Raw genomic sequence first — 25,910 nt, 5'->3', positions numbered from 1 at the left:
CTCCGTTTCAGCTATGACTGGCGGAGAAGCAATTCCTCTCCGCCCAGTCACATCATATTTTACCGACCACCTTCGATCTTGCGATGACGCTGGTTGGTGCCGCCCTTGCCGTAGGGGTAATCCGACGGTTGCGGTGCGCTGACCTCGTTGAGCCTGGCCATCTCCGCTTCCGATAGTGTCAGTTCCGCCGCGCCGAGATTGTCGGCGAGCTGTCCGGGCGTGCGGGCGCCGAGGATGACGGAGGTCACGGCCGGCCGTGCTGCCGTCCAGGCGAGAGCCACCTGCGCCATGCTGACGCCATGCGCCTTGGCGATCTCCTCAACGGCGGTGATGATCGCCCAGGTCCGTTCCTGCGCATTGCGCGCCGCATAGGATTCGCTGCCGCGATTGGGGTTTTCACCGAGGCGGGTCGCTCCGGTCGGCATCTGGTCGCGTTTGTATTTGCCGGTCAGCCAGCCGCCACCAAGTGGCGACCACGGCAGCAGGCCCATGCCGGCATCTTGGCAGGCCGCGACGATTTCAAGCTCGATATCGCGGACGAGCAAGTTGTATTGCGGCTGAAGCGTGACCGGCCGTGTGTAGCCGCGCGCCTTGGCGATTTCGACGGCCTTGGCGATGTGCCAGCCGACATAGTTGGAGAAGCCGTAATAGCCAATCTTGCCGGCAGAGACGGCATCATCGAGGAAGCGCAGCGTCTCCTCGATCGGGGTCAGCGCGTCCCAAGCGTGCATCTGATAGAGATCGATATGTTCGACGCCGAGGCGCCGCAGCGAGTCATCCAGAGCCTGGTTGAGATGCCGGCGTGACAGACCGATATCGTTCGGCCCGTTGCCCATCGGGAAGCGTCCCTTGGTGGCGATGACTGCCTGCCGCGCCTCGCTCGGCCGCGCCTTGAGCCAGCGTCCGATGATCTCCTCCGATTTGCCGGCACTGTAGACATCGGCGGTGTCAATGAAGTTGCCGCCCCAGGCGAAATAATCGTCCAGCAATCTGTGAGATTCCGCTTCGTCCGCTTCTGCGCCGAAGGTCATGGTGCCAAGGCAATATGCCGTGACGACAGCCCCGGTGGGGCCGAGCTTGCGATAATCCATTCCTGCCTCCTCTGGTGGAGCACCTGCATCCGATCCGCAAAGCGGTCGGCAGAGCGAGAGCCCCGTGATCTATAGCGATGTTGTGCTTGAGATGGCCTCCGGCCATCGAATGACGTTCGGCGCTCCACGCTGCAGCGCAGGGGCCGTGACGAAACATAGCCAATCAAATCGCCGCTACAAGTGGGTTCGGAAAAATAAGCTACGTTGATTATGGTGGGATGGATCAATCAAAAATCTCGGGTCTTTGCGCCAACAGCAGATCGATGGTGCGGAAGACCTGCTGAAGATGTTTGGCCATGTGTTTTTTGGCAGCCGAAGAATTACCGGATTCGATGGCGGTCACGATTGCCAGATGCTGCTCGTAGAGCTCAGCCAAATGGCCAGGCTCAGGCAGGCTCAGAATACGAACCCTGTCGAGCTGGCCTTTGACATTCTGAATGACCTTCCAGGCCCGTGTCAGATTAACGGATGCAGACAGGATAAAATGGAAATTTTCATCCTCCGCCAAGAATCCGTCCAGATCGCCATTGTCGACCGCGCGCTTCTGCCGCGCCAGGCTCTCATGCAGGCGGGCGGTAACGGTGGGATCGGACATTTCGGCCACCCGTGCCACCACGGAGACCTCGAGCGCCTCGCGAATGAATTGCGCTTCCAGGACTTCCGAAACACGGATCGGCGCAACGAATGTGCCGCGCTGGGGAAAGATATCGACCAACCCGTCCTCGGCGAGCTTGATCAGCGCTTCGCGAACCGGCGTGCGGCTGACGCCCAGCATGAGGGCGAGTTCCTTTTCGCTCAAGGCTTGCTTGGGCGCGAGACGGAGATTGAGGATCGACTGGCGAATATTGCCATAGATCTGCGGCGCCATGGGCAACTTCGGATCGATCGCAAGCAGGGATGTCGACTGTCTATCGGTCAGGGCCAATGGCGTTCTCCGGTGTGAGGTAGAGCGTCTCAACCACAAGCGTATGGCTGCGCTCGCCTCCTCGCTTCATTGACATATTACCATGGTAGTGTATTTGAATCGAGAGCGAATTTTGCCTGGTTTGGCGGCGTCGGTTTTCAAAGGAAAAGTCAGGATGAGACATACCTGGAGATGGTTTGGACCTATCGACAAGGTCAGCGTCAGGGATGCCGTTCAGGCTGGCGCGGACGGTATCGTCAGCTCCCTCCATCACATTCCAACCGGTGTCGCCTGGCCATTGGAGGAAATCCGCAAGCGGCAGGATGAGATCCGGCAGGGCGGGTTGGAGTGGGAGCTGGTCGAGAGTATTCCCGTTTCCGAAAGCATCAAGACCATGTCGGGCGATTGGAAAGAGCATATGAAGGCGTGGACGGAGACGCTGCTCCGTCTGGCCGAGGCTGGAATTTCCACCGTCTGCTACAATTTCATGCCCGTTCTCGATTGGACCCGTACCGACTTGCGCTGGACGACGCCCAGCGGCGCAAAGGCCATGCGGTTCGATCTCGTCGACTTTATCGCCTTCGATCTGCATATCCTGCAGCGGCCGGATGCGGCCGCCGATTATTCCGCGGAATTGGTAGAGGCTGCCGCTCAGCGCTTTGCCGAGATGCCGGAAGAAAGACGCCTGGTTCTTTCGCGCAGCGTCGGCGCCGGACTTCCCGGGCAGGCCGAGGCCTATACCTTGTCGGAACTGCGCACCGAACTCGCACGCTATAGCATGATCGATGCCGAGCGCCTTCGCGGTCATCTGGTCAACTTCCTGTCCGAGGTCGTGCCGGTCGCGGAAGAACTGGGTATGCGGCTTTGCGCGCATGGAGACGATCCGCCGTGGCCGCTTCTCGGCCTGCCGCGTATTCTTTCGACCGAAGAGGATTATGCGCGCATCCTCAAGGCCGTCGACAGCCCCGCCAACGGTGTCACCTTCTGCACGGGTTCGCTCGGCGCGCGCGGTGACAACGACCTGCCGGCGATGGTCTCGCGGCTGGCTTCGCGGATCCATTTCGTCCACCTGCGCAATGTCCGTCGTGAGACGACGGTGCAGCCGGGCTCCTTTTTCGAGGATGAACATCTTGAGGGAAACGCGGATATGGTCGCGGTGATCGCCGCGATCCTTTCAGAGGAGCGGCGGCGGAAGGCCGAGGGGCGTGCGGATCATACGATCTTCATGCGGCCTGATCACGGCCAGGAAATCCTGGATGACTTGGCGAGGGGTGCCCAGCCGGGCTATCCTGCTATCGGCCGGTTGAAGGGCCTCGCAGAACTGCGTGGCATCGAGCGTGCCTTGTCACACCCCCAATATGGATTGGCCCGCTAATGGAACGATTGACCGCTCGCACGCAACTGCATGATTCGATCCACTCTCCTGCTTATGATAGGCAGGCGCTGAAGCCGGGGATCGTTCACATCGGTCTCGGTGCCTTTCACCGTGCGCACCAGGCGGTTTACACGGATGCGGCTCTGGCTCATGCGTTCGGACATTGGGGCATTGTCGGCGTCAGCCTGCGGTCGACGGAGATCGCACACGATATGCAGGCGCAGGATTGCCTTTATAGTGTTGTTGCACGCGACCGCTCCGGCGATAGCGTCCAGGTCGTTGGCTCGATCGTGGAGGCGCTTGCGGCCAGCGAGGACGGGGAGGCTGTCCTTGCGAGGCTCGCCGATCCGGCTGTCCATGTCGTTACGCTGACCGTCAGCGAAAAGGCTTACGGTATCGATCCCGTCGGCGGCGGGCTCGATCACGCTCATCCCGCAATCGCCAGCGATCTGAAATCGCCGACCCGCCCGACCGGCGTGATCGGTTATCTGGCGGAAGGGCTCGCACGGCGACGGGATGCCGATTTGCCGCCGTTCACTGTGCTTTGCTGTGACAACCTGCCGAGCAATGGCCGCGTCGTTCGGCGTCTTGTGATCGAGATGGCAACAGCACGCGATCCCGGTCTGGCGACATGGATCGCGGAAAAAGTGTCCTTTCCGTGTAGCATGGTGGATCGTATCGTTCCGGCCGCGACGGCGGAAACCCGCGCCCGTGCTGAAAGGTTGCTGGGAGTGGAGGACAGACTGTCCATCGAGGCGGAGACTTTCTCGCAATGGGTGATCGAGGATGATTTCGTTTCGGATCGCCCCGCTTGGGAAGCGGGCGGCGCCCTCTTTGTCAAAGATGTCGAGCCCTACGAGAAAATGAAGCTGCGGCTGCTGAACGGTTCGCACTCGCTGATCGCCTATCTCGGGCAATTGCAGAAGCTCGAATTCGTCCGCGACGTCATGGGCGTGCCGGAGAATGTCGCGCTGGTCCGGCAGCACATGCAGGCGGCGGTTCGCACGCTCGATCCCGTGCCCGGCATCGATCTCGCCCACTATATGGACCAGCTTGTGGAGCGGTTCGCCAACCCTGCCATCGCCCATCGCACGCTGCAGATCGCCATGGACGGCTCGCAGAAACTGCCGCAGCGCCTCTTTCAGCCCGCCGTCGACGCCCTTTCTTCGGGAAGTGATGGGGCGGAATTCGCCTTTGCGACGGCTGTCTGGATAGCCTTTATCAAGCAGGCCGATACCTTGAATGATCCGCGCTCCGCGGAGCTGTTGAAGGCCGCGGCGGACGTAGTGCGGACGGACGACGAGACGGACTCTTTCTTTGCCGTGCCGGGGCTTTTCCCCAAGGAATTGCAGGCAAACCGAGCCTGGAGAGACCGGGTGAATTCGCTCCTGAAATCCCTTCGTTGAGACAAGAGGCACTTTGTCGATCGTATCCAAAAAATGGTCTTGGCCCTCCAGCATCCTTGGATACAAAGAGAAGGGATTCATTGCGAAAACGGGGTGCGTGACGTAAAGAACCTCACCCCCGAATCTCCGTTTTGCTACTCTGAACCTATCCGCCCATGGACCAAACCCCTACGACCCGAATGCTGGCCTGGGCACGCAATTCGACGATCTATCGTCTTGAACGCAAGATGATGACAGAGAAGCAGTTGTTCGATGCGATCACGAGAAAAGCGAAAGAGAAGTTCGAAGGTATCAGCGAGGCCCAGATCAAGGCTGTCGCTGATTTCGCCGTCAAGTTTGCCTACGATCAGAATGCGCTTAACGATGTTGCCTATGCCGAGATCAGCACACGGTCTGCGGTGCGTTCTGGCAAATCAAGGAAGGCCATCGCCTACAAGCTCGCTTCAAAAGGCATAAATGGCGATATGGCGGTGACGGCTTTGGATGCTACGAACGACGTGTTCGCGGCTGTCGTCTTTGCCCGCAAGCGTGGCTTCGGCCCGTTTCGTCGAAATGAACTCGACGAGAAGCGAAAAGCGAAGGAATTGTCCGCATTCGCCCGTAACGGATTCGGCTTTGAGATCGGTAAGATGATTTTCGATATGAGCCGCAAGGAGGCCGAAGAGCTCCTGCATTCCTCGTCGGTTTTTTGAGCGAGGCGAACGGGGTTCAAATGCCTGTCAGCCGGTACCGCTGGCGCAAAGTGTCTGAACTGAGATCGGCTTGGCGCAATTGTCGCTTCACGAGATCCGGCATGACCATATCGTTGAATGCCTGCAGGTCGCCGGGCATGACGGAACACATGACGTTAAAGCCGTCGGCCGCGCCTGCTTGAAACCATTCCTGAACGACATCGGCAATGTCACCTCCCGTACCGACGGCCAGCAGATGGCCACGGCCGCTGGCGAGCCGCAACAGCAATTGCCGCAGCGTCAGGCCGTCGCGCTTCGCAATGCTGACCAGAACCGTCACGCGGCTCTGGCTCGACTGGTTGGCATCCGCGCGGGCGAAATCCTCCGGGAGGGGAGAATCGAGATCTGCTCCGCTCAGATCGACGCCAAGAAACGATGACATCTTGGCGAGCAGATGTTCGGGCACGGCGAAGCTGTTCATGTCCGCGAGCCTCCTTTCCGCTGCACCACGCGTTTCGCCGACGACGGGAATAATACCTGGCATGATCTGCAGACTGTCAGGCGGTCGTCCGGCCGAAACGGCTCTCGTCTTCATCTCGGCGTAAAACGCCTTGGCCTCATCGATCGAGGACTGAACGGTGAAGACGATATCGGCATGGCGAGCGGCGAAATCGCGGCCGGCCGCCGACGAACCGGCTTGCGCAAGGATCGGTCGTCCCTGCGGCGGTCGCGGAACGTTAAGTGGCCCTTTGCTGCGAACATAAGGGCCGACATGATCGATGGCGCGCACCTTGGCGGGATCGAGATAATGACCGCTCGCCTGGTCGGCGATCCGCGCATCTGCGTCCCAACTATCCCAAAGTTTCTTGACCGCTTCGACGACATCGTCGGCGCGCGCATATCGCTCGGTGTGCTCCGGCATGTCGTCAAGGCCGAAATTGTGGGCCTCAAGGGCATTGGATGAAGTGACGATATTCCAGCCTGCGCGACCGTTGCTGATATGGTCGAGCGATGCAAAGCGCCGGGCGAGATGAAACGGATGGTCGAAGCTTGTCGACGCCGTGCCGATCAGGCCGATGCGGCTGGTGACAGCCGCCAGCGCCGAGAGGATGATGAAGGGATCCATGGCATCGGAGAGGTGCCGTGCGGCTCCCTCCTGCAGCGCCAGCACATCGCCAAGAAACAAAGCGTCGAAGCCGCCGGCTTCCGCCGTTCTGGCGATATCGGCCCAGTAGGCGAGGGTGGTGATCGCACGCGGATCGCTTTCAGGCAAACGCCATGCGGCTTCGTGGCTCCCGAGGCCGTAAATGACCGCATTCAGGTGAAGACGGCGCATGATCAGACACCGCTCCGAGGGCCACGCAGCAAGGATATCTCGCTGCCGGCATTGTCACCGAGGGCAGGGTAAAAGGAAAATTGCATGCCCGAAAACATCGCTCGCCTCGCTCCGCTGGTATTATCCAGATCAGCTCAAGAGTTTGCGGCCATGGCGACCCCATCTCAGCCCCGGCAATACGGAGCACCCCTGTCGTTGGGAGCACTTAGGACAAGTCTGGCGTTCTTTGCAAGGGCCGTTGAAGCTAGCCTCGGTTCGATGGCAATCGGCCCAGCGCACCGTGAAACAGTTCGCCAGTTTCATTTGCTCGGCGGAACCGCCTTACAGGTCAGGAATGCTGTCGACGGCCTACCGGGTTTGAAAGTGAGCGGCCGGTTGACGTTGATATCGGACGACATTTCGACGCGGGACAATTTATGGGGGAAATAGAGGATCGCATAGTATGAAGGTCCCTCAAAATCCTTGCCAACGGTTCCAACCACATATGGAATGCCGCTGCGCTTCTTATAAACGAAGTCCATGTCTGTAATGATCGATGGCGTTTCCATTGACCCTTTCTTCCCGTGAACTTCCATCCCAAGATCGTCGGGACACTTGGAACCATCCGACATCTTGAGGCAGTCACATTTGATGTCCAATCCGTCTCGGACTTTTGCCGCCGCCTCACTGGCGACAGGTGCGAGCAGAAGAGCCAACGCGGTTGCAATGAACCTGACTTTCATGAGCGGAATCCTCGGTCGATTTGTCATTGTTCGCGTGCACGGCAGAGAAGCTGCTCAAAAATGCGGGCATTGCGCGCGCCATGCTCGCCGTTGTCCAGCTTGGCTGGGGCAGGAATAAAGCCTTTTTCATTGTATCTAGTGTCATCACATGGCTTGGCGGCCATGCAATTGGCGTTGATGATCGCGCGCGCGGAACCGTAGTCGACTTTCTGATGGTTGATGAAGTCGGCGAGAAGAATTGGAGTACCGCCGCCGGCGCCCTTCGCGGACGAGCGGTATGTTTCCAGCCAGCCTTCGGTCATGGCGCGTACCAGAATCTCGTAGGAGTTGTCGGTTTTGAGTGCCAATTCCGGATGGTTGACGAGATCGATATTCAGCTTTCTCCCCGCCAGTCTGTATTTGTCTTCGTGGGTCAGCTGGACCCAGCCTCTTCCGATAAAGTTCGGATAGTAGGAGCGCTTCTTTTGAGCTGCGCCAATCGCCTCAGTGGTTGCCGGACTGAAATTCTGGCTTCCGGTTTCCAGGCTCACCGTCGCGAGGATGTAAGCGCCTGTCGCTATGTTATTGATCCGACTGTCTTTTGAAAGGCGTGCCACCAGGTCGCTGATATTTTTGTATCTGGCATCGCAGCTTTTCGACGTTGGCTTGTCGCAGAATTTTTCTCTGAAGTTTGTTTCCACCTTTGAAAATCTTACGGTGGTCATGGAGGCATTGGCGCATTGGTTGGCATTTTCAGCAATTGCTGGAAACGCGAAACCAAAAGCAGCAATTGCGGAAACTAGCCGTTTTAACCACTTTGTCATATGGGTTCCCCAGAATAACAATAATAATCAATATATAGTTGTATTAATAATCAGAATTTGCTGCATTTTGTCCAGTTAATTTCAATTATGCGCTGTATCGCAATGGCACTATCAGCTGTTTGCTTGTCTCGGGAAGGCAGGCGAGAAATCGACATCAAAAGTCGGATCTTGATTTTTCCGAATATCCGCGCCTGATTGAAAGCGGTGTCCGACCCCATTAGTCTTGCCGCCACTGGCATCATTCTGTGGGGATCTGTGTGAAATTAGGTATCAGGCTTTTTCTTCTGGTGGGCTGTTTCGCTTCGCCAATAGTTGCGCATGCACAGTGGCAGGCAGTCGAGAAAGTCCAAACCTACGCCATTGCCGGGACGTCCGGAGCGGAACTTTACGAGTCGATCGGCGAACGCGGGCCTGGGGTTGGTGGCAAGGCGCGCGCCATCGCACATACGAGCTTTAGACTGACATGGACCCGGAAATACGAACCGCAGGGTGATGCCTGCATTCTGGCTTCAGCACAGCCGAAACTGATAATCACTTACGTGCTACCTAAGCCTTCGGCGCAACTCCCAGCTTCCACCAGAAGAAGCTGGGATACATTCATCGCCGGAGTGCACAAACATGAACGCGTGCATGGCGAGATGATCAAGGACATGGTGAGAGAGATCGAGGCGGCAAGCATAGGCCTGTCCGCCGCAAATGATCCCGGTTGCCGCAAGATCAGAGCCGATCTGACCCAGCGGCTATTGGAAATCTCCAACAGGCAACGGCAAAGGGCTCGGGATTTCGATAAAACCGAACTTAGCGACGGCGGCAACCTGCAGCAACTCGTGCTGGGATTGGTGAGGGAGCAGTAGACCCCGCCGGCGCCCCTATTGCGCCGCGGCCAGATAGCTGTTGCCGATCGAAAGGGCTTCGGCAGTGCGCACGAGCTCCGCGCCCAGTGCCGTCTTATGGTCCTCGGAAACATCGATCGGCAAGACGAAACAGATGGTCGCTTCGACGATGCCGTTCGAGTTCCAGATAGGGGCGGCCATGCATTGGGTGAAGCTGTTGATCAGCCCTGTGGTGATGATCAGCTTCTTTCTTCTGGCTTCGCTGCATTCGCGCGCAAAATCCTCAAGGTCGACCGAACGTCCGTCGGGAAGGGTCAAGTCGCCTTCCTCCAGCAATTTGCCGATTTCCTCTTTCGGCAGATGCGACAGCAGCAACCTTCCCGATGCGGTCCAAGGGATCGGCACCTGCGACCCGATTTCGGAGCTGATGCGGAGCGGTCGGGAGCCTGGGGCGGCATGAACGATCGCCTGCTTGTTCCTGTGGCGCACGCAGAGCTCACTCGTCTCGCCCGTCTGCTTCGATAGCCGCTCGACTGCTTCCCTGCCGCGAATGATGATGTCGTTTTCCTGCAGGTAACGCGTGCCGTAAAGGTAGAGCAGCTTGCCGAAATAGACCCTGTTGTCGCTGCCGTTCGTCTCCAGAATGCCCGCGTCCGAGAGGATGCCGACGAGGTCATAGATGGTCGATCGCGGTGCGTCGATCGCCTTCGGCAGGTCGGCGAGCCGAACCGGCTGCCCGGCCTTGTTCAGATAGCCCAGCAATTTCAATACCCTATCGATACCACGCTCACGGGGGCCATGAGCTTCTCGTGTCTTTCGCGCACCCTCGTTATTCGAAACCATGCCAGAAATGCTCCATTGCTGCCGCTCTGGCATTGCGCCAGCGTCAAATTCGGTATATCGTCCTAAATATAAGAAGCGTGTCTTGTATATAAGACAACAGGCTTGCGAAAACAAGCTTGATAACGGGAACTTTATCTCAAACTTGGAGGCTTACATGAGCGATATTTCGCAGCGTCGTGACTTTTTGAAGCTGGGTCTGGGTGGCCTGGCGGTCGGTACTGCAGTCGGCCTGATGGCCAGCAGCGAAGAGGCAGCGGCTCAGGCAGCAAGCGACAGCCTGTTGCGTACGGTGCTGGATCGCGGCCACCTGATCGTCGGCACCGGCAGCACCAACGCCCCCTGGCATTTCGAGAACGATGCCGGTGAGCTGGTCGGCATGGACATCACCATGGGTCGTATCCTTGCCAAGGGCCTGTTCGACGATGAGACCAAGGTCGAGTTCGTCAAGCAGGATGCACAGCAGCGCATTCCGAACATCGTCACCGGCAAGGTCGACATCACCATTCAGTTCATGACGATGTCGGCGCAGCGCGCGCAGCTCATCAACTTCTCCAGGCCTTACTATGTCGAAGGCGTAGCCCTGTTGACGCGTCCGGACGCCGACAACAAGACCTTTGACAAGCTCTTGGCCGGTGGTAGCAGCACGCGCATTTCCATTCTCCAGAACGTGGATGCGGAAAAGACCGTTCACCTCGTTCTGCCGGATGCGCAGGTCATGCAGATCGACACGCAGGCAAATGTCATTCAGGCATTGGAAGCCAAGCGCGTCGACGCGGCCGCAGTCGATTTGTCGACGGTACGCTGGCTCGCATCACGAACGCCCGATCGTTATTTCGACGCCGGCAAGCAGTGGAATGCCATGCTTTATGGCGCCGGCGTCCGCCAAGGCGATCTCGACTGGCTGTATTTCGTCAATACGGCGTTCAATACTGCCATGTTCGGCCATGAGTCCGCGCTCTACGATGCGGCCTTCAAGGAATATTTCGGCCTGGACGCACCGGTCCGCAAGCCGGGTTTCCCCGCCATCTGATCTGAACGGAGCCAGTGCAGCCTCGGCTGGCGCTGGCTCCTCAGCAGACATCGATCGCATCCCGGGAGACGGCGGCCGGCATGGGCTATCACCTGAATTTCAATCTTATCTGGCGAAACATCGACAAGCTGTGGAGCGGGCTTCTGCTCAGCCTCGAGCTTGCTGTCATTTCCATCGCCATCGGTGCCTTGATAGGGCTTGTCCTCGCCATCTGGTATGTGTCGGCTGGCAAGGTTGTCCGCGGTTTCATCGCTGCTTACGTCGAATTCATCCGCAATGTGCCGCTGATCTTGCTCGTCTATCTCGTCTTTTACGGGCTTCCGACCGCGGTGAACATTGCCTATAGCGCGACGGCATCATTCGTCATTACCCTCTCGGTTTATGCCGGTGCCTATCTCGTCGAGGTATTCCGGTCCGGCCTCGAGGCCGTGCCGCGCGGCCAGATCGATGCGGGCAAGGCGATCGGGCTGACGCCGTTGCAGCGCCTTCTCTACGTCCGTCTGCCGACGATGACGCGAATTACCCTGCCTGCGCTATCCAACACATTCATCTCCCTGTTCAAGGATACATCGGTAGCCTCGGTCATTGCCGTTCCAGAGCTCACATACGGGGCGCAATGGATCAATTTCAATACCTTCCGCATCGTCGAGGTCTACATCATCACGACCCTGATGTATCTCGTTACTGGCTATCTCATCCTGTTCGGCCTGCGGCGGCTGGAAGGCCATTTCAGGGTGGAGCGTTAGAATGGCCGCGATCATCTATGCCCTGCCGTTCCTCCTGAAAGGCCTGCTCATCACGCTCTGGGTCTCCGCGATCGTCGTCGCGCTTTCGCTCTGCATCGGCATCATCTTGGGCGTCGGGCTGATCTACGGCCCCTGGCCGGTCAAGCTTTTCGTGCGCTTCTTCAGCGACTGTATCCGCGGCATTCCGATCCTTGTTCTCATCTTCATCGTCTATTACGGATTTCCGGCGCTCGGCATCCACATCGTCGCCTTCTGGGCCGGCGTGGTTGCGTTGACGCTTTTCAAGTCAGCTCAAGTCATCGAATATGTGCGTGGTGCCGTCCTCTCCATCCCCAGGGGACAGATGGAGGCCGGCATGTCCATCGGCCTGACATTCGTGCAGCGCCTGCGCTATGTCATCTTTCCGCAGGCGACGCGCCGCTTTCTGCCGCCCTGGATCAATGGGGTCACCGACGCCGTCAAGGGTAGCGCGCTGATCTCGCTGCTCGGCATCGTCGACCTCATGCAGTCGATCAACGAGGTGATCGGCCGGACCTATGAGGCCATGCCGCTCTACCTTCTCGGAGCCTTCATCTACTTCGCGATCAACTACAGTCTCTCCAGCCTGAGCCGGAGAATGGAGCGCCGCTACTCCTACATCAGGGATTGACCGTCATGAACAACACGCAATCTGCCACGCCGCTCCTCAGAATACGCAATGTTGCCAAGGCGTTCGGCCCCGTCCAGGTTCTGCACTCCATCGATATGGATGTCGCCAAAGGCGAGGTCGTCTCGGTCATCGGCCCGTCGGGCAGCGGCAAGACGACGCTTCTGCGCTGCGTGAACTTTCTTGAAAGTTACGACGGCGGATCGATCCAGATCGACGGCGTCGAAGTCGGCTATCGGGACGACGCCAATCAGCAGCGCCGCGGCGAGAAGGACCTGGCGCGCATGCGTGCCGAAACGGGCATGGTGTTTCAGAGTTTCAATCTCTTTCCGCATCTGACTGCTGCGGAAAATGTGATGCTCGGCCTTCAAAAGGTCCGGGGCAAGCCCAAGAAGGAGGCGCGGGAGATAGCCGAACATTGGCTCAATCGCGTAGGTCTCGGGCACCGGATCGACAACCTGCCGTCGGAATTGTCTGGCGGTCAGCAGCAGCGCGTCGGAATCGCACGCGCCGTGGCGATGGACCCGAAGATCCTGCTGCTCGATGAAATCACCTCGGCGCTCGACCCCGAGCTGGTGAACGAAGTTCTCGATGTTGTCAGGCAACTGGCCGAGGAGGGCATGACGATGCTGATGGTCACGCATGAAATCGCCTTTGCCCGGGATGCCAGCGACCGCATCGTCTTCATGGCCGATGGAAAAGTGTCCGCCCAGGGCGCGCCGAAGGACCTTCCGGCGCTTGTGGCGGAGAATGAACGGCTGAAGGCTTTTCTTTCCCGCTTCCACGCGGCTGCGGCCGTCTGAGACTGAATGGGAGAATGGAAATGACGCCTCACGATCGGTTGAAGGCTCTCGGTCTGGAACTCTTTACGCCGCCCACGCCAATCGGCAATTTTCGCAATTTCGTTCGATGCGGTTCGCTGCTGTTCATTTCGGGGCAGGGGCCTGTGGATGCCGATGGCACGCTGCGCACCGGCAAAGTCGGGCAGGATGTGGATGTGGAAACAGCTTATCAGCATGCGCGGTTGACGGGGCTCAATGTTCTATCGGCCTTGTCGGCCAGTATTGGTGATCTCAGCCAGGTCAAGCAGGTCGTGAAGCTGCTGGGGTTCGTGAACGCTACGCCGGATTTCACCGACCACCCCAAGGTCATAAACGGTTGCTCGGATCTGTTTGCCGATGTCTTCGGCGATATCGGCATGCATGCACGCTCGGCGATCGGCGTTGGTTCGCTGCCCAACAATATCACCGTCGAAATCGAAGCAATTATCGAAATTCAGAGTTAGAAGGCCCAATCCAATGGTTGCGACTACAAAAGGCTCCGAACAGCCGATCAGAGAACGCCTCAATCTCCGGCCCATCATCAACGTCTCCGGCACGATGACCGCCTTGGGTGCGTCGATCATCGTGCCGGAGGCGATCAAGGCGATGAGCGAAATCGCCTCGCAGTTCGTGGAGATGGACGATCTGCATCGGCGCGCGAGCGAAGTGATTGCGCGCCTCACCGGTGGGGAAGCCGGTTTTGTCACCGCATCCTGCGCGAGCGGCATCAGCCTATCGCTGGCCGCGGCGATCACCGGCGACAATCTCCTGGCGATCGAAAACCTTCCGGACCGGACCGAAGGATTGAAGACAGAAGTCATCGTGCAGATCGGCCATATGGTGAGCTTCGGCGGCAATATCGACCAAGCCGTCCGGCTGGCCGGTGGCAAGGTCATTGCAGCCGGGACCGTCAGCGTCGTCAACGACTATCACGTCGCCGACGCGATCAATGAACGTACGGCCGCCGCTCTCTACGTGGTTTCGCACCATACGGTGCAATACGGCATGCTCTCCTTGCCGGAGTTCGCGGCCATCTGCCACGCCAGAAACGTGCCGGTCATCGTCGATGCCGCATCCGAGTATGATTTGCGGACCTTCCTGCAGCAGGGCGCAGATATCGTCGTCTATAGCGGGCACAAGTTCCTCGGTGGCCCGACGACAGGCATTGTTGCAGGGCGAAAGGATCTGGTGCGAGCCACTTTCCTTCAGAACCGCGGGATTGGCCGCGGCATGAAGGTTGGGAAGGAGAGCATTGCCGGTGTCATGGCAGCGCTTGAGGCGTGGGAGGTGTGCGATCACCACGGCATTCGCCGCCGCGAGCGCGAGGCGCTGGATCTATGGAAGGGCACGCTGGAGGGGCTCGCGGGTATCGAGGCGGTGATCGTTCCCGATCCGACCAACAATCCCTTGGACAGGCTGGAAATCAACGTACTGCCGGAGAGCGGCTTTACGGCGGCAGGACTTGCTACTGCCCTTGCCCGCGCGCAAATACCGATCATCGTCCGCAATCATGAGGTCGAACGCGGGCATTTCTTCCTTGATCCCTGCAATCTCCACCCGGGAGAGGCCGAGACCGTTGCCCGCGAACTCCATTCGCTGTTGTCAGCCAAGGAAAGGCCGTCGGACGCGATGCTGGTGCCGCAGAAATCGGCACGCAACATTCGCAAGTGGCCGGACTGAGCGGGGAGGCATGCCTTAAACGGCATCGGCTCCAATGGCGGCAAGTGCGGCGCGGGCGACTTCGAAATCCTGATCGCCCGTGCCTGACCCTACGCCGATCGCACCGGCAAGCCGGCTGCTGAAACGGATAGGCAGGCCACCCGGCAGATGCGTGACGCCGCCCTGCGAGGCAATGCCGGCGGCGGTTCCGAATTCGAAGGACATGGCGCCCGTCGGCGCATTGCTTGAGGCGGCTGTGCGGGCCTTGGCGCGAGCCGTGTGCATGCTCAGATATTTCGCGCCATCCATCCGGACGCTGGCGATGGTTTCGCCGCTCGCGTCGACAATGAAGACGCATTGCGGGATACCGATCTTCTCGGCATGGGCAATCGCGGCCGCAAGAGCCTGGATTGCGCCGGCGTGGGACAGGATCAGGGTTTCGCGCGTAACGGACATGGGCTTGTAACTCCTCAATATCAAATTCTTACGGTGAACACAGGCCGTGCGGCCGCGCCAACGGGGATCTTGGCGGACGCCTGCTCATGCGCCACGCTGGTGGTTCCTAGCTAGACCGGCATTCTCCTGATTGGCAACGTGGAGAAACGAAGTCGTCCACGTGAAGTCTGGTGAAACTGATTTTCCGGAAAGGCATAAACCTATTTACCTGTTCCTCTTGATGGCGTTGGAGGCCCCTATCCACCTCGCCCGGTCTGGACCAGTGCGCTTGATATCATGCTGACGGCTTGCCCCTGTGATCGCCTTTCGCCATTGTCGCCGCACGGCAAAAGAGTGCTTCGGGGCAGATGTGAAAACGCGGGCGAGAATCGGAATTTTGGAAGTCGCGCGGCTGGCAGGTGTCTCTGCTGGGACGGTTTCGCGCGTCTTGAACGGTCGTGCCGATGCCCGCATCAGTATCGAAACACAAGAGCGCGTCAAAGCGACGGCGCGCGATGCCGGCTATGTCGTCAACCGGCTGGCGACTTCGCTCAGAACCCACCGAACGGGCGTCTTCGGTGCGATCGTCGGCAGCCTCTCTGGGCACTATCAGCCGCATCTGACCAGCCGCTTGCAGGCGGTGGCGCAGAGGCGCGGGGTGGAACTGCTGGTGGCACAGGCAAAAGCCGATGCCGGCGAGGTCGCTGGACAGTTGAATCTGTTCCAGGACGATTTTTTCGACGGCGTGATCATGGTCAGCGATCTCCCCGGCCATGAAGCTCTGTGCGAGCATCTCGACCGGATGGGCAAGGCGCATGTCACCCTGTGCGGCGGTCTTACGGGCCCGAAACCGGCGGTGCTGGCCGATGATTGGATCGGCATGCGCATGCTCCTCGATCATCTGATAGCGCTCAAACACCACCGTATTGATTATGTCTACCGCGTAAGCCGGCTCGCCTTGAGTGATCGCCGATCAATTTTCCGGCAAATGGTCAGCGAAAGCGCAGGCGAAATCAAAGGGGATGTTCTTTCCTTCGAAAGGGCGGACATCGACCGTGAAGTGTTCCGGCGGATACTAACGGCCCCGTCAACGCGGCCGACGGCGTTGATCTGCGGAAGCGACGGCCTCGCAATCGAGGTCGTGGCGCTCCTGCGGGAGCTAGGACTGAAGATTCCAGATGATATTTCTGTCGTCGGCTATGACAATGTGCCTGATACGGCCTATTGGTCGCCCCCTCTGACGACGGTGGCACAACCGACGGATTCTCTTTGCGAAGCTTCGCTCGATCTGCTTCTGGAATTGACGAACCTTTCAGCGGATGCCCGGACCAGCATGCGACCGATGCGTCTTATTCCGCCCGAACTTGTCATACGTGCGTCATCGGACTTCCCTAGCTTGCAGCACATTCCTCCTGCGTAGTTTGAAAAGCAATTTTTCACCGCAGGTTATGCTGTTTCTATTGCGCAAACGTTTGTGCAAACACCAACAGGAGAGTCTGCTGATGTCCGAAAACACGCTCACCGGCCTCAATACGGCCATCACCCGCCGCACGACTTTACTCATGGGAGCCGCGGCTGGCCTCTCCGCTTTTGTGCCGGCGCTGCCCGCGGCCGCGGACGATGCCGGCGACAACCGGCCTGAGCTTCGCATCGCCGTTCAGCAGAACCCGACCTCGCAGGAGCCGGTCGATGCTGCCAGCAACGTCGCCTTCCGCAACAACTACTCGATCCATGAGACGGTTCTCGCCATCGACATGCGGGGCGATTTTTCCGTAAAGCCTAATCTCGGGACCTCCTGGACCTGGGTTTCGCCGACCATTCTGGAAATGAAGCTGCGTCCCGGTGTTATTTTCCATGACGGCCGCGAGATGACCGCGGACGACGTAGCCTTCTCGTTTGGTCCTGAGCGACTGCTTAACAAGAATGCGCCGGGCTATCCGGTCTACCTCACCAGTTTCACCAGCCTCGATCACGTCGAAGTGGTCGATCCGCTGACGGTGCGTTTCATCACCAAGTTCCAGGACCCGATCTTCCTGCAGCGGCTGGCATGCTATGCCGCCGTCGTCATCAGCAAGGATGCCTGGCTAAAGAATGGCGGAAACTGGACGACCTGGCGCCAGAAGCCGATCGGCGCCGGTCCGTACAAGGTCGAGAGCTACGCGACGAACGAAAACGTGGTTCTCGCCTCCCACGATCAGGCGTTCCGCGGCAAGCCGGCCGCCAAGCGCGTGACCCTGCGCATCGTGCCGGAAGTCTCCTCACGCATCGCCGGTCTTCTTGCCGGCGACTATGACATCGCAACCGACCTGCCGCCGGATCAGTTGTCCGCTGTCACCGGCAGCCCTGGCCATTCGATCGTCGGCGGCCCGGTTCCGAATCATCGCATCCTCTATTTCGACAAGACCAATCCGGCGCTCAAGGACCCGCGCGTCCGCCAGGCCCTCATCCTCGCTATCGACCGGCAAGCCATCGTCGATTCGATCTGGGACGGCCGGACCCGTGTCCCGAACGGCCTGCAGTTCGAGCTTTACGGCCCCGTCTATCTCAAAGACTATCCGGCCTATAAATACGACCCGGATCAGGCCGCCAAGCTTCTCAAGGACGCCGGCTATAACGGCGAAGAAATCGAAGTCCGCTCGCAGAACAATTACTACACGGCGGAAAATCCGGTCACTCAGGCCGTGGTCGCCATGTGGCAGGCGATTGGCGTCAATGCGAAAATGAAGTTCGTCGAGGGCGGCAAGTTGTTCGAGAATGCGCCTGGCCGCGCGACCGGCAACTGGTCGAGCACCGCGCAGATCCCGGATCCCTATATCTCCTTTTACACACAGTTCGGCTCGGCCGGCTCTTTGAACTCGTTCAAGATCTGGCAGAATGCGGATTTCGACGCTCTTGGCGCGAAAATGGAAAAGGCCGTCGATCCCGCTGAACGTGCCAAGATATTCCGCGACATGCTGCAACTGATCGAATGGAACGATCCGGGCGAGACGGTACTGCATCAGAACGCCGTCTTTTACGGCATTCGCGACGGCATCAAGTGGCAGCCCTTGCCGGCCTTCCAGATGGATCTCGGTGCCGGCAGCCTTGCCTTCGAAGAGCAGAAGAGCTGAGCCGTTCGCTATGGCCACTCCTATCCTTTCGGTCGACAACCTGAGCGTTGCGTTCCGGACAAAGGCCGGCTGGTCCCATCCGGTCAACAATGTCTCCTTTGACCTTGCCGAGGGTGAAATCCTCGGCATCGTCGGGGAAAGCGGCTCAGGCAAGAGCGTGACATGCCTTGCTCTTGCGGGTCTGCTGGGGCCGACGGCGAGCGCGACAGGCTTTATCTCCTTCGAAGATGCGATGTATGATGTCGGCGAGCTCGGGGCGATGGCGCGCTCGAAACTCCCCTCCATCGGTCTGATCTTCCAGGAGCCTGTCTCCTGCCTCGATCCGGTCCGCACCATCGGTTCGCAGATCGCCGAGGCCGCGATGAGCGCCGGCATGTCGGCGACCGAGGCGAAGGCCGAGGCGCTCCGGCTTTTGGCGGAAGTCGCCATCCCGCAGCCTGAGATACGTTACAATGCCTATCCGGCCCAGTTTTCCGGCGGCATGTGCCAGCGTGTGATGATTGCGACCGCCCTCGCCATGCAGCCGCGGCTGATCATTGCCGACGAACCCACCACGGCACTCGACGTCACAGTGCAGGCGCAAGTGGTGGCGCTGCTGGTCAAGGCGGTGCGCGAACGCGGCATCCCCATGATCTTCATCAGCCATGATCTCGATCTCGTCTCCGAGGTCTGCGACCGCATCGCGGTGATGTATGCGGGATCGCTGGTCGAGATCAACAGCACCGAAGACATCTACGACAATCCCCACCACCCCTATACGCGGCTGTTGCTGGAAGCGATGCCCGGACACGGCACGCCGCTGGAAAAGCTGGCGGATATTCCTGGCGAATTGAAACTGCATGACGCCATGCCTTCCGCGTGCGCCTTCGCGCCACGTTGCCCGCGTGCCGAAACGCATTGCGCAACGGCGGTTCCGCCCCTGATTACGGGCGCGGCCTCGCTCGCCTGCTTCAATCCATGGAGCGCACATGATGCCTGAGGAAAAATCACCGCTGAATGGGAGTGGGACGGAGATCGCTCTCGCCGCCTGCAACCTGCAATTTTCCTATTCGCCCGGCTTTACGATATGGCCCCGCCGAACCAAAGGCTTTCATGCGATCAGGGATGTCAGCCTTGAGCTGAAGTCCGGAGAGACGCTGGGCTTGGTCGGAGAATCAGGCTGCGGCAAGTCTACGCTCGCCTCGCTTCTCTGCGGCGACCGGGCTCCGACGTCGGGTGAAATCGAACTCTTCGGCAAGTCCTTCAGCGGCCTGATGAAGCCGAACCGGCGCGGGCTGGCGAAGCACTTGCAGGTAATCTCGCAGGACACCCTGGGTGCGCTCGATCCGCGCCGCACCGTTGGGCACCAGATGCTGGAGACGCTGGCGATCCACACGATCGGCGAGCCGGCAAGCCGACGCGACCGCGCCGCCGAAACGTTCAAGGCCGTCAGCCTTCCTGTTTCGGCATTACAGAAGTTTCCGCACCAGCTTTCCGGCGGCCAACGCCAACGCGTTGCCATTGCCCGCGCCCTGATCGTCGAACCGCAAATCCTACTGTGCGATGAGCCCGTCTCTGCGCTCGACGTGTCGGTGCAGGCCCAAGTTCTCAATCTCCTGCTGGAACTTCAGAGTACCCGCGGTCTGTCATTGCTGTTCATCAGCCATGACGTCCGGGTCGTTCGTCATGTTTCGCATCGCGTGGCGATCATGGAGGCGGGACAGATCGTCGAGACAGGCGCGACGGAAGCGGTCTTTTCGAATCCCACCCATCCCTACACCGCGAAGCTTCTGTCCGCTGTCCCGCGCGGACGGCGGCAGAAATTGCGTCAGACAAATACCGTCCTTGAAACGCTCTGAAGGAGATCCGCCATGTTCCAGGCTGTCATGCGCGCCCTCCTGCGGGCCGTCGTCACGCTTTTCCTCGCCATCACTTTTACCTTCATTATCCTGCGCGTCAGCGGCGATCCCCTGCATTCGCTGCTGCCGGTCGAGACGCCGCCGGAGGTGGTGGCCCTGATGCGTCAGCAATGGGGCCTCGATCAGCCGCTCTACATCCAGTATTTTTCCTATCTCGGCCATCTTCTGCGCGGCGATTTTGGCACGTCGCTGCAGAATGGGCAGAATGCGCTGGCGCTGGTTCTTTCCAAGGTTCCCGCAACGCTCGAACTGATGGGGGCCGCTCTGGTGGTGGCATTGGGCGCCGGCGTGCCGCTCGGCATTCTGGCCGCGCAGAACCGCGGCAGCCTGATCGACCGCCTTGTCATGGGGTTGGCGGTGCTGACGCATTCCCTGCCGAATTTTCTGGTCGCCATTTTGCTGATCCAGCTTTTCGCCGTGTCTCTGCGTCTGTTGCCGAGCGGCGGCGGGTCGACGCCGGCGCATCTCGTCATGCCGGTTATGGTCATCGGCCTTGCCAATGCCGGCATCATCGCTCGCTTCGTGCGTTCCAGCGCGTTGGAGGTATTGGGACAGCGCTACATTCTGGCAGCTCGCGCCAAGCGGATCGGCGAGCGGGCCGTGTTGCTGCAGCATGTGATGCCCAATGCGGCCCTGCCGCTTTTGACCATGCTTGGTTTCTTGGTCGGCGGCATGATCGGCGGTGCGGCTGTTGTCGAGACCGTCTACGCCTGGCCGGGCGTCGGCCGTTTTCTCGTCTCGTCGGTGGCGCAGCGTGACCTCAACATCGTGCAGACTATCGTCATCCTCATCACCGCGACCATGGTGAGCGCCAACCTGCTCATCGACTTTCTCTACATTCTCGCCGATCCGCGTTTGCGGCATCGGGCGGCGGCCTGATCCGCATTTTCGAAAGGGATGACCATGGCGAATGTAGTGACGAACATCGACAGTTCGGCGAAGACGAAGGCCGAGAGATTGTCGCGTAGCGCGCGGCTGGACCTGACGACCGTAATCTGCCTGGTCGTTCTCGTCACCTTCATCGTGCTCGCGGTCTTTGCCAATGTGCTTGCACCCTACGGCTTTGCGCAGATCGATCTGCATGCTCGAAAGGCACCGCCGTTCCTGTTCGGAGGTACTCTAAAGCATGTTCTCGGTACCGATGAACTCGGGCGCGATATTCTGAGCCGGGTCTTCTACGGCGTTCGCACCAGCCTTTTGATCGCGCTCGGCGCCTCGGCGATTAGCCTGCTGCTCGGCACGACACTGGGCCTTCTCGCGGCGTTTCGTCGTGGGTTTGCCGATATGCTGATCCGCGTCGCGGTGGATTTCCAGGCATCGATGCCGTTCCTCATTATCGCGCTCGCCGTGCTTGCCTTCTTCGGTGACAATCTCTGGCTCTTCATGGCGCTGCTCGGCCTCTACGGCTGGGAACGCTATGCCCGGCTCGTCCGCACCATGACCGGTCTGGAGCTGGAACGAGGCTATGTCGCGGCGCTGAAACGCAACGGCGCGAGCACAACGCGCATCGCGGTCATGCATGTTCTGCCGAACATCCTCTCGGTCGTTCTCGTCAATTTGACTGTCGTTCTGCCAGACATCCTGATGCAGGAATCGGCGCTGAGCTTCCTCGGCCTCGGCATCCAGCCGCCCATGGTCAGCCTCGGCAGCATGGTAGGCGCCGGCCGCGACTACGTGATGACCGAGTGGTGGATCTCAACGTTGCCGGGGATCGCGATCTTCCTGCTGTCACTGTCGATCAGCCTGATCGGCGACTACCTGCGCGACGCTTTTGATCCGACGCTGCACTGAGCTTCAAAAAGCCTTTTCATAACCCAAGGAGAAATTCCCGTGCCTTTGCCTCTTCATGCCGCCCGTCAAGGATCGCTCCGTATTGCCGCCCATCGCGGCTTCAGCCGGCACTTTCCCGAAAATACGATCCTTGCCTATCAAAAAGGCGTGGATGCCGGCGCCAATGAATGCGAGATCGATCTGATGCTGACCCGCGACGATAAGATTATCGTCATGCACGATCGCACCTTGGATCGAACCACTTCCGGCTGGGGCCTGGTTGCCGATCATGATCTGGACGATATCCTGACCCTCGACGCAGGCGCGAAGTTCGATTCGCGTTTTGCCGGAACACGGGTTCCGACATTTGCCGAAGTCGTTGCCTGGGCTAAGCGGACCGACACGCGTCTTGCCGTCGAGATGAAGGAACGTGCGCGCCCGGATCGAATGACGGATATCATGATCGAGGTGATCAAGGACGCTGACGCCTTCGCTCATGTCGCCATTTCCTCCTTCGATCATCACGATCTGCAGCGCGTCAAGCAAATCGAACCGCGCCTGCAGACGGAAGCGATCGTGTATCACCGTCCGCTTGGTCTCATCGACTCGATGCGCGCCGGCAACGTCGACGGCGTCTCGCTGGAGCTCAACCATTTTCACCGTGCCGATGCCGAAGCTCTGCGGGAAGCGGAGATTGCGGTGCGCCTGAGCCTGCCTCTCCCGGAAAAGCTCGCCGTATTCTGGCAAAGCGGGCGTGACAAGCTGCCGATGATCCGCAGCTGCATCAAGGATGGGCTCATCGACGCCCTGATCGGCGACGATGTCGACTTTCTTTGCATGTTGGCCAAAACCGCGACAGAGATCGAAGACTAAGCCTCAACTCTGCACGGATCTGTCCGTCAAAGCAGCAAAGCTGTTGAGGATGCGTATGGCGGCGGCGGCGGCGCCATAACCATTATCGATATTGCAGACCGTGATGCCCGCCGCGCAGCTCGCGAGCATGGCGTTGAGCGCGGTGCGGCCACTTTCCGCCGCACCGTAGCCGACGGAGGTCGGCACAGCGATCAGGGCGCTGGAAACAAGGCCCCCGAGCACGCTTGCCAAAGCCGCATCCATGCCGGCAACCGCAATGACGACGGGATGGCGGCGTATATCTTCGATCCGGTCCATCAGCCGCCAGAGGCCCGCAACACCGACATCCGTGATGACGGTCGCGTCGATCCCTGCATGGCGCAGCGTACGCGCCGCTTCACGAGCGACCGGCGCATCCGAAGTGCCGGCTGCGACGATCGCAATCTTGCCTGACATCGCGACCGGCCGGAGCGGACCGAAGAAACCGGTGCGGGATAGAGTGCAATAGTCGATCGCCTCTCGCAATTCGGCAGGCAGTTGCGCCAGTTTGTCCGCGTCCAATCGTGTCAGCAGCAACCCGACGCTCCGATCCCTCGCACTTTCGAGGATGCCGGCGATCTGACCGGCACTTTTGCCGGCGCAGAACACCGACTCGTCGAGGCCGATACGGCCGGCACGGGCAAAATCGAAGACGACATCTTCGCTGGTCACGATTTTACTCCGATGAAGGCGCTGCCATTGCGATAGGGCTCGAAGCCGATGGGCTTGCCGGAAAGGGAAGCCGGCAGCAAGCCGGCGATGGAACGCGACAGGGCGTCGCGTTTCTCGTCATCGGCGTTTGCGAGACTCGTTGCATCCATTTCGATGACCACGCCGTTTCGACGGACGCGACAACGGACCGTCTGCGGCGCCAGCTTCTCGCTGACGAGACGTTCCACACCATGGATCGCCTTCAACACCTCGGAATCGATGGCGATCGCCGTTTCCACTCGGCTGGAGAGGCAAGGAGAAGCCGGCAGCTCGGCAAGTTCGCCGAGGCCGAGGTCGCGGGCGAGCGCGCGAACCGTCTGCTTGTCGATGCCCGCCTCAAGATAGGGATGGCGTACGCCGTGGTCGCGTGCGGCATCGAGGCCGGGGCGATATTCGCCGAGATCGTCGGTATTGGCGCCGGAGAGGATAAGCCGGTCGGATAGGCCGGCAATCGCGCTGTAAAGATTGCTCTTGCAGAAGAAGCAGCGGTTGACGGGATTGCTGAGATAATTGCGGTCGCTGAACTCGCCGGCATCGAGAATGCGCAGCGTCCAGCCTTCGCGTCCGGCCCATTCCTTGACGCGTTCGGTTGCTTCCGGCGGTACGGCCGGGGAGACCGCATGCATCATGGTGATGCGCTCCTTGCCGAGAAGCCGGTTGGCGAAGACGGCAAGCGTCATGGAATCGACACCGCCGCTGACGGCGACGGCGGAAGGCCCGAGTGAAGAGAGAACGGTTTCCAGGGCGGCTTGCATCAGTCTTCCTCTTCACCTTTCCGAACGGCGGTATCTGCGATGTGGCGCAGCCTATTGCGGGCCGCACTTCCAGCTACATCGGCGAGATCGTCGGCTTCGACCTTGGCGGTGCGGCCTGTGGGTCGTTCGACGACCTTTAGCCGTAGCGTCCGGCCGTCGGCTTCGGTCGTCGCCGCCTGCCGGGGCAGGGTGCTGCGCTCCACCAGAATATGACGGACACCGATGGTCGTGGTCTCGTCGAAAATGCTTGCCAGGATATCGTCCCGCGCGGCAGGTTCTGCGAGAATGCGCAAATGCGTCATCATCCGACCCTTCTTGCCAAAAACCGGCGCCTGGATAACGTCGAGAACGCCTGTCTGCGCACGCAATCGTTCGACCGCCTGTGCGAGGTCTTCTCCGGTCTGATCGTCGATTTCACATTCCAGGACAGCGACCTGGTTTTTCAGGTCGGTGTAGGCTTCCGCACTTTCGAAGGCCAGGATACGTAGGCAGTTGCTGATGCCCGGCAGCCGGCGCGTGCCGAAACCGTAGCCGGACCCCGTTAGGGTTCGTGGCTTCGGTGGCACCGGCGTCCGGCCACAGAGATAGGCGAGAATGGCGGCTCCCGTCGGTGTGACGCGCTCGCCGCCGATGCCGTCGTCGATCGTGGAAAAGCCTTCGAGCAGGCGAGCCGTGGCAGGCGCAGGAACGGGAAGCAGACCATGATCCGTGTGCACCCGGCCGCCGCCGAGCGGCAAGGGGCCGACTGTCCAACTGATAGTATCGAATTGCGATATCAGCCACGCGGCAGCAACGATGTCGGCGATCGAATCCCAGGCGCCGACCTCGTGGAAGCTGACGGCATCAGGGTCGACACCATGTACTTTTCCCTCCGCTTCGGCGAGCCGGGAGAAGATGCCGACGGCGTGTTTTACGGTGTCGCGGTCGAGCTTGGATGTGATCAGGGCTTCGCGGATCAAGCTCCAATGCGTGTGATGGTGGCTGCCGTGCACATGACCATGTTCATCGTGATCATGATGCTCATGCGAATGGTGATGATGGTGTTGATCTTCCGCGATGCGCCTGTTGCCATCGCGGCGCACAAGGAAGCGGTGACCGGTCAGCACACCGTCATTGTGAGCGGCAAATTCGAATTCCACATCTTCGATCAGCGGGCAGAGAGCAAGCGTTCGCTTCAATCCCGCCTCCAGATCTGGCCTCAGGTCGAGCAGGGCGGCAGCAAACATATCCCCCGCGATGCCGCCGAGAGGATCGAGATGCAATTCGAGACGTTCCGGTATCATGGTCGGCTCACGCGGCATAACGGGGAACGACATAAGGTCCCTCCGGAATGATGGCGACGGTGGGATCGCCGGATGCTGCGATGCTGCGGTCGATTGCTGCCTTGATATCGTCGATCATCGTAACACCGGTCAAGGTCCGGTCGTCGCCGGCAAGCCCAGTGGTATAGAGCT

The 25,910-nt window shown here is 59.7% G+C and carries 27 protein-coding genes and 1 riboswitch; of the genes, 17 read left to right on the top strand and 10 right to left on the bottom strand.

From position 1 onward, the window contains the following. Window positions 1–59: 59 nt before the first annotated feature. Together FHT86_RS32510 and FHT86_RS32505 are read right to left on the bottom strand one after the other, a co-directional pair. On the bottom strand, window positions 60–1,091 hold the full coding sequence (locus FHT86_RS32510) for an aldo/keto reductase (RefSeq protein ID WP_133711043.1): 1,032 nt from the start codon (window positions 1,089–1,091) through the stop codon (window positions 60–62). Between the two features lie 223 nt (window positions 1,092–1,314). After that, complete coding sequence (locus FHT86_RS32505; RefSeq protein ID WP_133711042.1) at window positions 1,315–2,016, bottom strand: GntR family transcriptional regulator; 702 nt, start codon at window positions 2,014–2,016, stop codon at window positions 1,315–1,317. A 154-nt stretch (window positions 2,017–2,170) separates the two neighbouring features. On the opposite strand from FHT86_RS32505, the gene uxuA reads away from it, so the two are divergent. The 3 genes from uxuA (at window position 2,171) to recX (ending at window position 5,468) form a co-directional block, all read left to right on the top strand. Then, window positions 2,171–3,370 (top strand): mannonate dehydratase, encoded by a 1,200-nt coding sequence (gene uxuA, locus FHT86_RS32500; RefSeq protein WP_133711041.1) that lies wholly within the window; start codon window positions 2,171–2,173, stop codon window positions 3,368–3,370. After that, complete coding sequence (locus FHT86_RS32495; RefSeq protein WP_133711040.1) at window positions 3,370–4,776, top strand: mannitol dehydrogenase family protein; 1,407 nt, start codon at window positions 3,370–3,372, stop codon at window positions 4,774–4,776. Before uxuA ends, FHT86_RS32495 begins: the two co-directional genes overlap by 1 nt. 155 nt (window positions 4,777–4,931) lie before the next feature. Beyond that, window positions 4,932–5,468 carry a recombination regulator RecX gene (gene recX / locus FHT86_RS32490; protein ID WP_133711039.1) on the top strand — a complete coding sequence of 179 codons (537 nt, stop codon included), beginning with the start codon at window positions 4,932–4,934 and terminating at the stop codon, window positions 5,466–5,468. Window positions 5,469–5,484: 16 nt separating this feature from the next. On the opposite strand, the gene FHT86_RS32485 is transcribed toward recX, so the two are convergent. From FHT86_RS32485 to FHT86_RS32475, 3 genes are all read right to left on the bottom strand, one after another. Then, window positions 5,485–6,783, bottom strand: a complete 1,299-nt coding sequence (locus FHT86_RS32485) for an LLM class flavin-dependent oxidoreductase (protein WP_133711038.1) — start codon at window positions 6,781–6,783, stop codon at window positions 5,485–5,487. An 89-nt stretch (window positions 6,784–6,872) separates the two neighbouring features. Continuing rightward, window positions 6,873–6,984, bottom strand: a riboswitch (TPP riboswitch). A 98-nt stretch (window positions 6,985–7,082) separates the two neighbouring features. Beyond that, window positions 7,083–7,478, bottom strand: a complete 396-nt coding sequence (locus FHT86_RS32480) for a hypothetical protein (RefSeq protein WP_166656998.1) — start codon at window positions 7,476–7,478, stop codon at window positions 7,083–7,085. A gap of 50 nt (window positions 7,479–7,528) precedes the next feature. Beyond that, on the bottom strand, window positions 7,529–8,308 hold the full coding sequence (locus FHT86_RS32475) for a glycoside hydrolase family 19 protein (RefSeq protein WP_133711036.1): 780 nt from the start codon (window positions 8,306–8,308) through the stop codon (window positions 7,529–7,531). Window positions 8,309–8,553: 245 nt separating this feature from the next. On the opposite strand from FHT86_RS32475, the gene FHT86_RS32470 reads away from it, so the two are divergent. Next, window positions 8,554–9,162, top strand: coding sequence for a DUF922 domain-containing Zn-dependent protease (locus tag FHT86_RS32470; protein ID WP_312862611.1), 609 nt, complete (start codon window positions 8,554–8,556; stop codon window positions 9,160–9,162). 15 nt (window positions 9,163–9,177) lie between these two features. Here FHT86_RS32470 and FHT86_RS32465 read toward each other — a convergent pair whose 3' ends face one another. After that, window positions 9,178–9,984: an IclR family transcriptional regulator gene (locus FHT86_RS32465; RefSeq protein ID WP_166656997.1), complete on the bottom strand. Its 807-nt coding sequence runs from the start codon at window positions 9,982–9,984 to the stop codon at window positions 9,178–9,180. A 154-nt stretch (window positions 9,985–10,138) separates the two neighbouring features. Between FHT86_RS32465 and FHT86_RS32460 the strand changes: the two genes are divergently transcribed. From FHT86_RS32460 to FHT86_RS32435, 6 genes are all read left to right on the top strand, one after another. Continuing rightward, window positions 10,139–11,014, top strand: coding sequence for a transporter substrate-binding domain-containing protein (locus FHT86_RS32460; RefSeq protein WP_133711034.1), 876 nt, complete (start codon window positions 10,139–10,141; stop codon window positions 11,012–11,014). A gap of 80 nt (window positions 11,015–11,094) precedes the next feature. Continuing rightward, entirely contained in the window at window positions 11,095–11,760 is a 666-nt protein-coding gene (locus FHT86_RS32455; RefSeq protein ID WP_133711276.1) for an amino acid ABC transporter permease, read from the top strand. A gap of 1 nt (window position 11,761) precedes the next feature. Next, window positions 11,762–12,409 carry an amino acid ABC transporter permease gene (locus FHT86_RS32450; protein ID WP_133711033.1) on the top strand — a complete coding sequence of 216 codons (648 nt, stop codon included), beginning with the start codon at window positions 11,762–11,764 and terminating at the stop codon, window positions 12,407–12,409. A gap of 5 nt (window positions 12,410–12,414) precedes the next feature. Then, on the top strand, window positions 12,415–13,209 hold the full coding sequence (locus FHT86_RS32445; protein WP_133711032.1) for an amino acid ABC transporter ATP-binding protein: 795 nt from the start codon (window positions 12,415–12,417) through the stop codon (window positions 13,207–13,209). 20 nt (window positions 13,210–13,229) lie between these two features. Next, complete coding sequence (locus FHT86_RS32440; RefSeq protein ID WP_133711031.1) at window positions 13,230–13,691, top strand: RidA family protein; 462 nt, start codon at window positions 13,230–13,232, stop codon at window positions 13,689–13,691. Window positions 13,692–13,704: 13 nt separating this feature from the next. Then, on the top strand, window positions 13,705–14,907 hold the full coding sequence (locus FHT86_RS32435) for an aminotransferase class V-fold PLP-dependent enzyme (protein ID WP_133711030.1): 1,203 nt from the start codon (window positions 13,705–13,707) through the stop codon (window positions 14,905–14,907). Window positions 14,908–14,922: 15 nt separating this feature from the next. On the opposite strand, the gene FHT86_RS32430 is transcribed toward FHT86_RS32435, so the two are convergent. Beyond that, window positions 14,923–15,342 carry a heme-binding protein gene (locus FHT86_RS32430; RefSeq protein WP_133711029.1) on the bottom strand — a complete coding sequence of 140 codons (420 nt, stop codon included), beginning with the start codon at window positions 15,340–15,342 and terminating at the stop codon, window positions 14,923–14,925. Window positions 15,343–15,637: 295 nt separating this feature from the next. Here FHT86_RS32430 and FHT86_RS32425 point away from each other — a divergent pair, with 295 nt between their 5' ends. The 7 genes from FHT86_RS32425 to FHT86_RS32395 all read left to right on the top strand — a co-directional run bounded on the left by FHT86_RS32425 (window position 15,638) and on the right by FHT86_RS32395 (window position 22,972). Further along, the gene (locus FHT86_RS32425; protein WP_409527638.1) at window positions 15,638–16,741 is read left to right on the top strand and encodes a LacI family DNA-binding transcriptional regulator; all 1,104 of its coding nucleotides are present in this window, start codon (window positions 15,638–15,640) and stop codon (window positions 16,739–16,741) included. 82 nt (window positions 16,742–16,823) lie between these two features. Next, window positions 16,824–18,431, top strand: coding sequence for an ABC transporter substrate-binding protein (locus FHT86_RS32420; RefSeq protein WP_133711027.1), 1,608 nt, complete (start codon window positions 16,824–16,826; stop codon window positions 18,429–18,431). A 10-nt stretch (window positions 18,432–18,441) separates the two neighbouring features. After that, the gene (locus tag FHT86_RS32415; RefSeq protein ID WP_133711026.1) at window positions 18,442–19,410 is read left to right on the top strand and encodes an ABC transporter ATP-binding protein; all 969 of its coding nucleotides are present in this window, start codon (window positions 18,442–18,444) and stop codon (window positions 19,408–19,410) included. Beyond that, complete coding sequence (locus FHT86_RS32410; protein ID WP_133711025.1) at window positions 19,403–20,269, top strand: ABC transporter ATP-binding protein; 867 nt, start codon at window positions 19,403–19,405, stop codon at window positions 20,267–20,269. Before FHT86_RS32415 ends, FHT86_RS32410 begins: the two co-directional genes overlap by 8 nt. 12 nt (window positions 20,270–20,281) lie before the next feature. Continuing rightward, window positions 20,282–21,208, top strand: coding sequence for an ABC transporter permease (locus FHT86_RS32405; RefSeq protein WP_133711024.1), 927 nt, complete (start codon window positions 20,282–20,284; stop codon window positions 21,206–21,208). 24 nt (window positions 21,209–21,232) lie between these two features. After that, window positions 21,233–22,120 (top strand): ABC transporter permease, encoded by an 888-nt coding sequence (locus tag FHT86_RS32400; RefSeq protein WP_133711023.1) that lies wholly within the window; start codon window positions 21,233–21,235, stop codon window positions 22,118–22,120. A 39-nt stretch (window positions 22,121–22,159) separates the two neighbouring features. Next, window positions 22,160–22,972, top strand: coding sequence for a glycerophosphodiester phosphodiesterase (locus tag FHT86_RS32395; RefSeq protein ID WP_133711022.1), 813 nt, complete (start codon window positions 22,160–22,162; stop codon window positions 22,970–22,972). 3 nt (window positions 22,973–22,975) lie between these two features. On the opposite strand, the gene larB is transcribed toward FHT86_RS32395, so the two are convergent. The 3 genes from larB to FHT86_RS32380 are packed head-to-tail and all read right to left on the bottom strand — an operon-like array spanning window position 22,976 to window position 25,772. Beyond that, a complete protein-coding gene (larB, locus tag FHT86_RS32390; protein WP_133711021.1) occupies window positions 22,976–23,662 on the bottom strand; it encodes a nickel pincer cofactor biosynthesis protein LarB in 687 nt (228 codons plus the stop codon). After that, a complete protein-coding gene (locus FHT86_RS32385) occupies window positions 23,659–24,456 on the bottom strand; it encodes an adenine nucleotide alpha hydrolase (protein WP_133711020.1) in 798 nt (265 codons plus the stop codon). Before FHT86_RS32385 ends, larB begins: the two co-directional genes overlap by 4 nt. Beyond that, the gene (locus FHT86_RS32380; RefSeq protein WP_246779773.1) at window positions 24,456–25,772 is read right to left on the bottom strand and encodes a LarC family nickel insertion protein; all 1,317 of its coding nucleotides are present in this window, start codon (window positions 25,770–25,772) and stop codon (window positions 24,456–24,458) included. Before FHT86_RS32380 ends, FHT86_RS32385 begins: the two co-directional genes overlap by 1 nt. Between the last annotated feature and the right edge of the window lie 138 nt (window positions 25,773–25,910).

The sequence above is a fragment of the Rhizobium sp. BK313 genome (genome assembly GCF_014193655.1).
Taxonomy (GTDB): domain Bacteria; phylum Pseudomonadota; class Alphaproteobacteria; order Rhizobiales; family Rhizobiaceae; genus Rhizobium.
The sequence above is the reverse complement of the archived record's forward strand: the minus strand, read 5'-3'. Positions and strand labels throughout refer to the sequence as shown.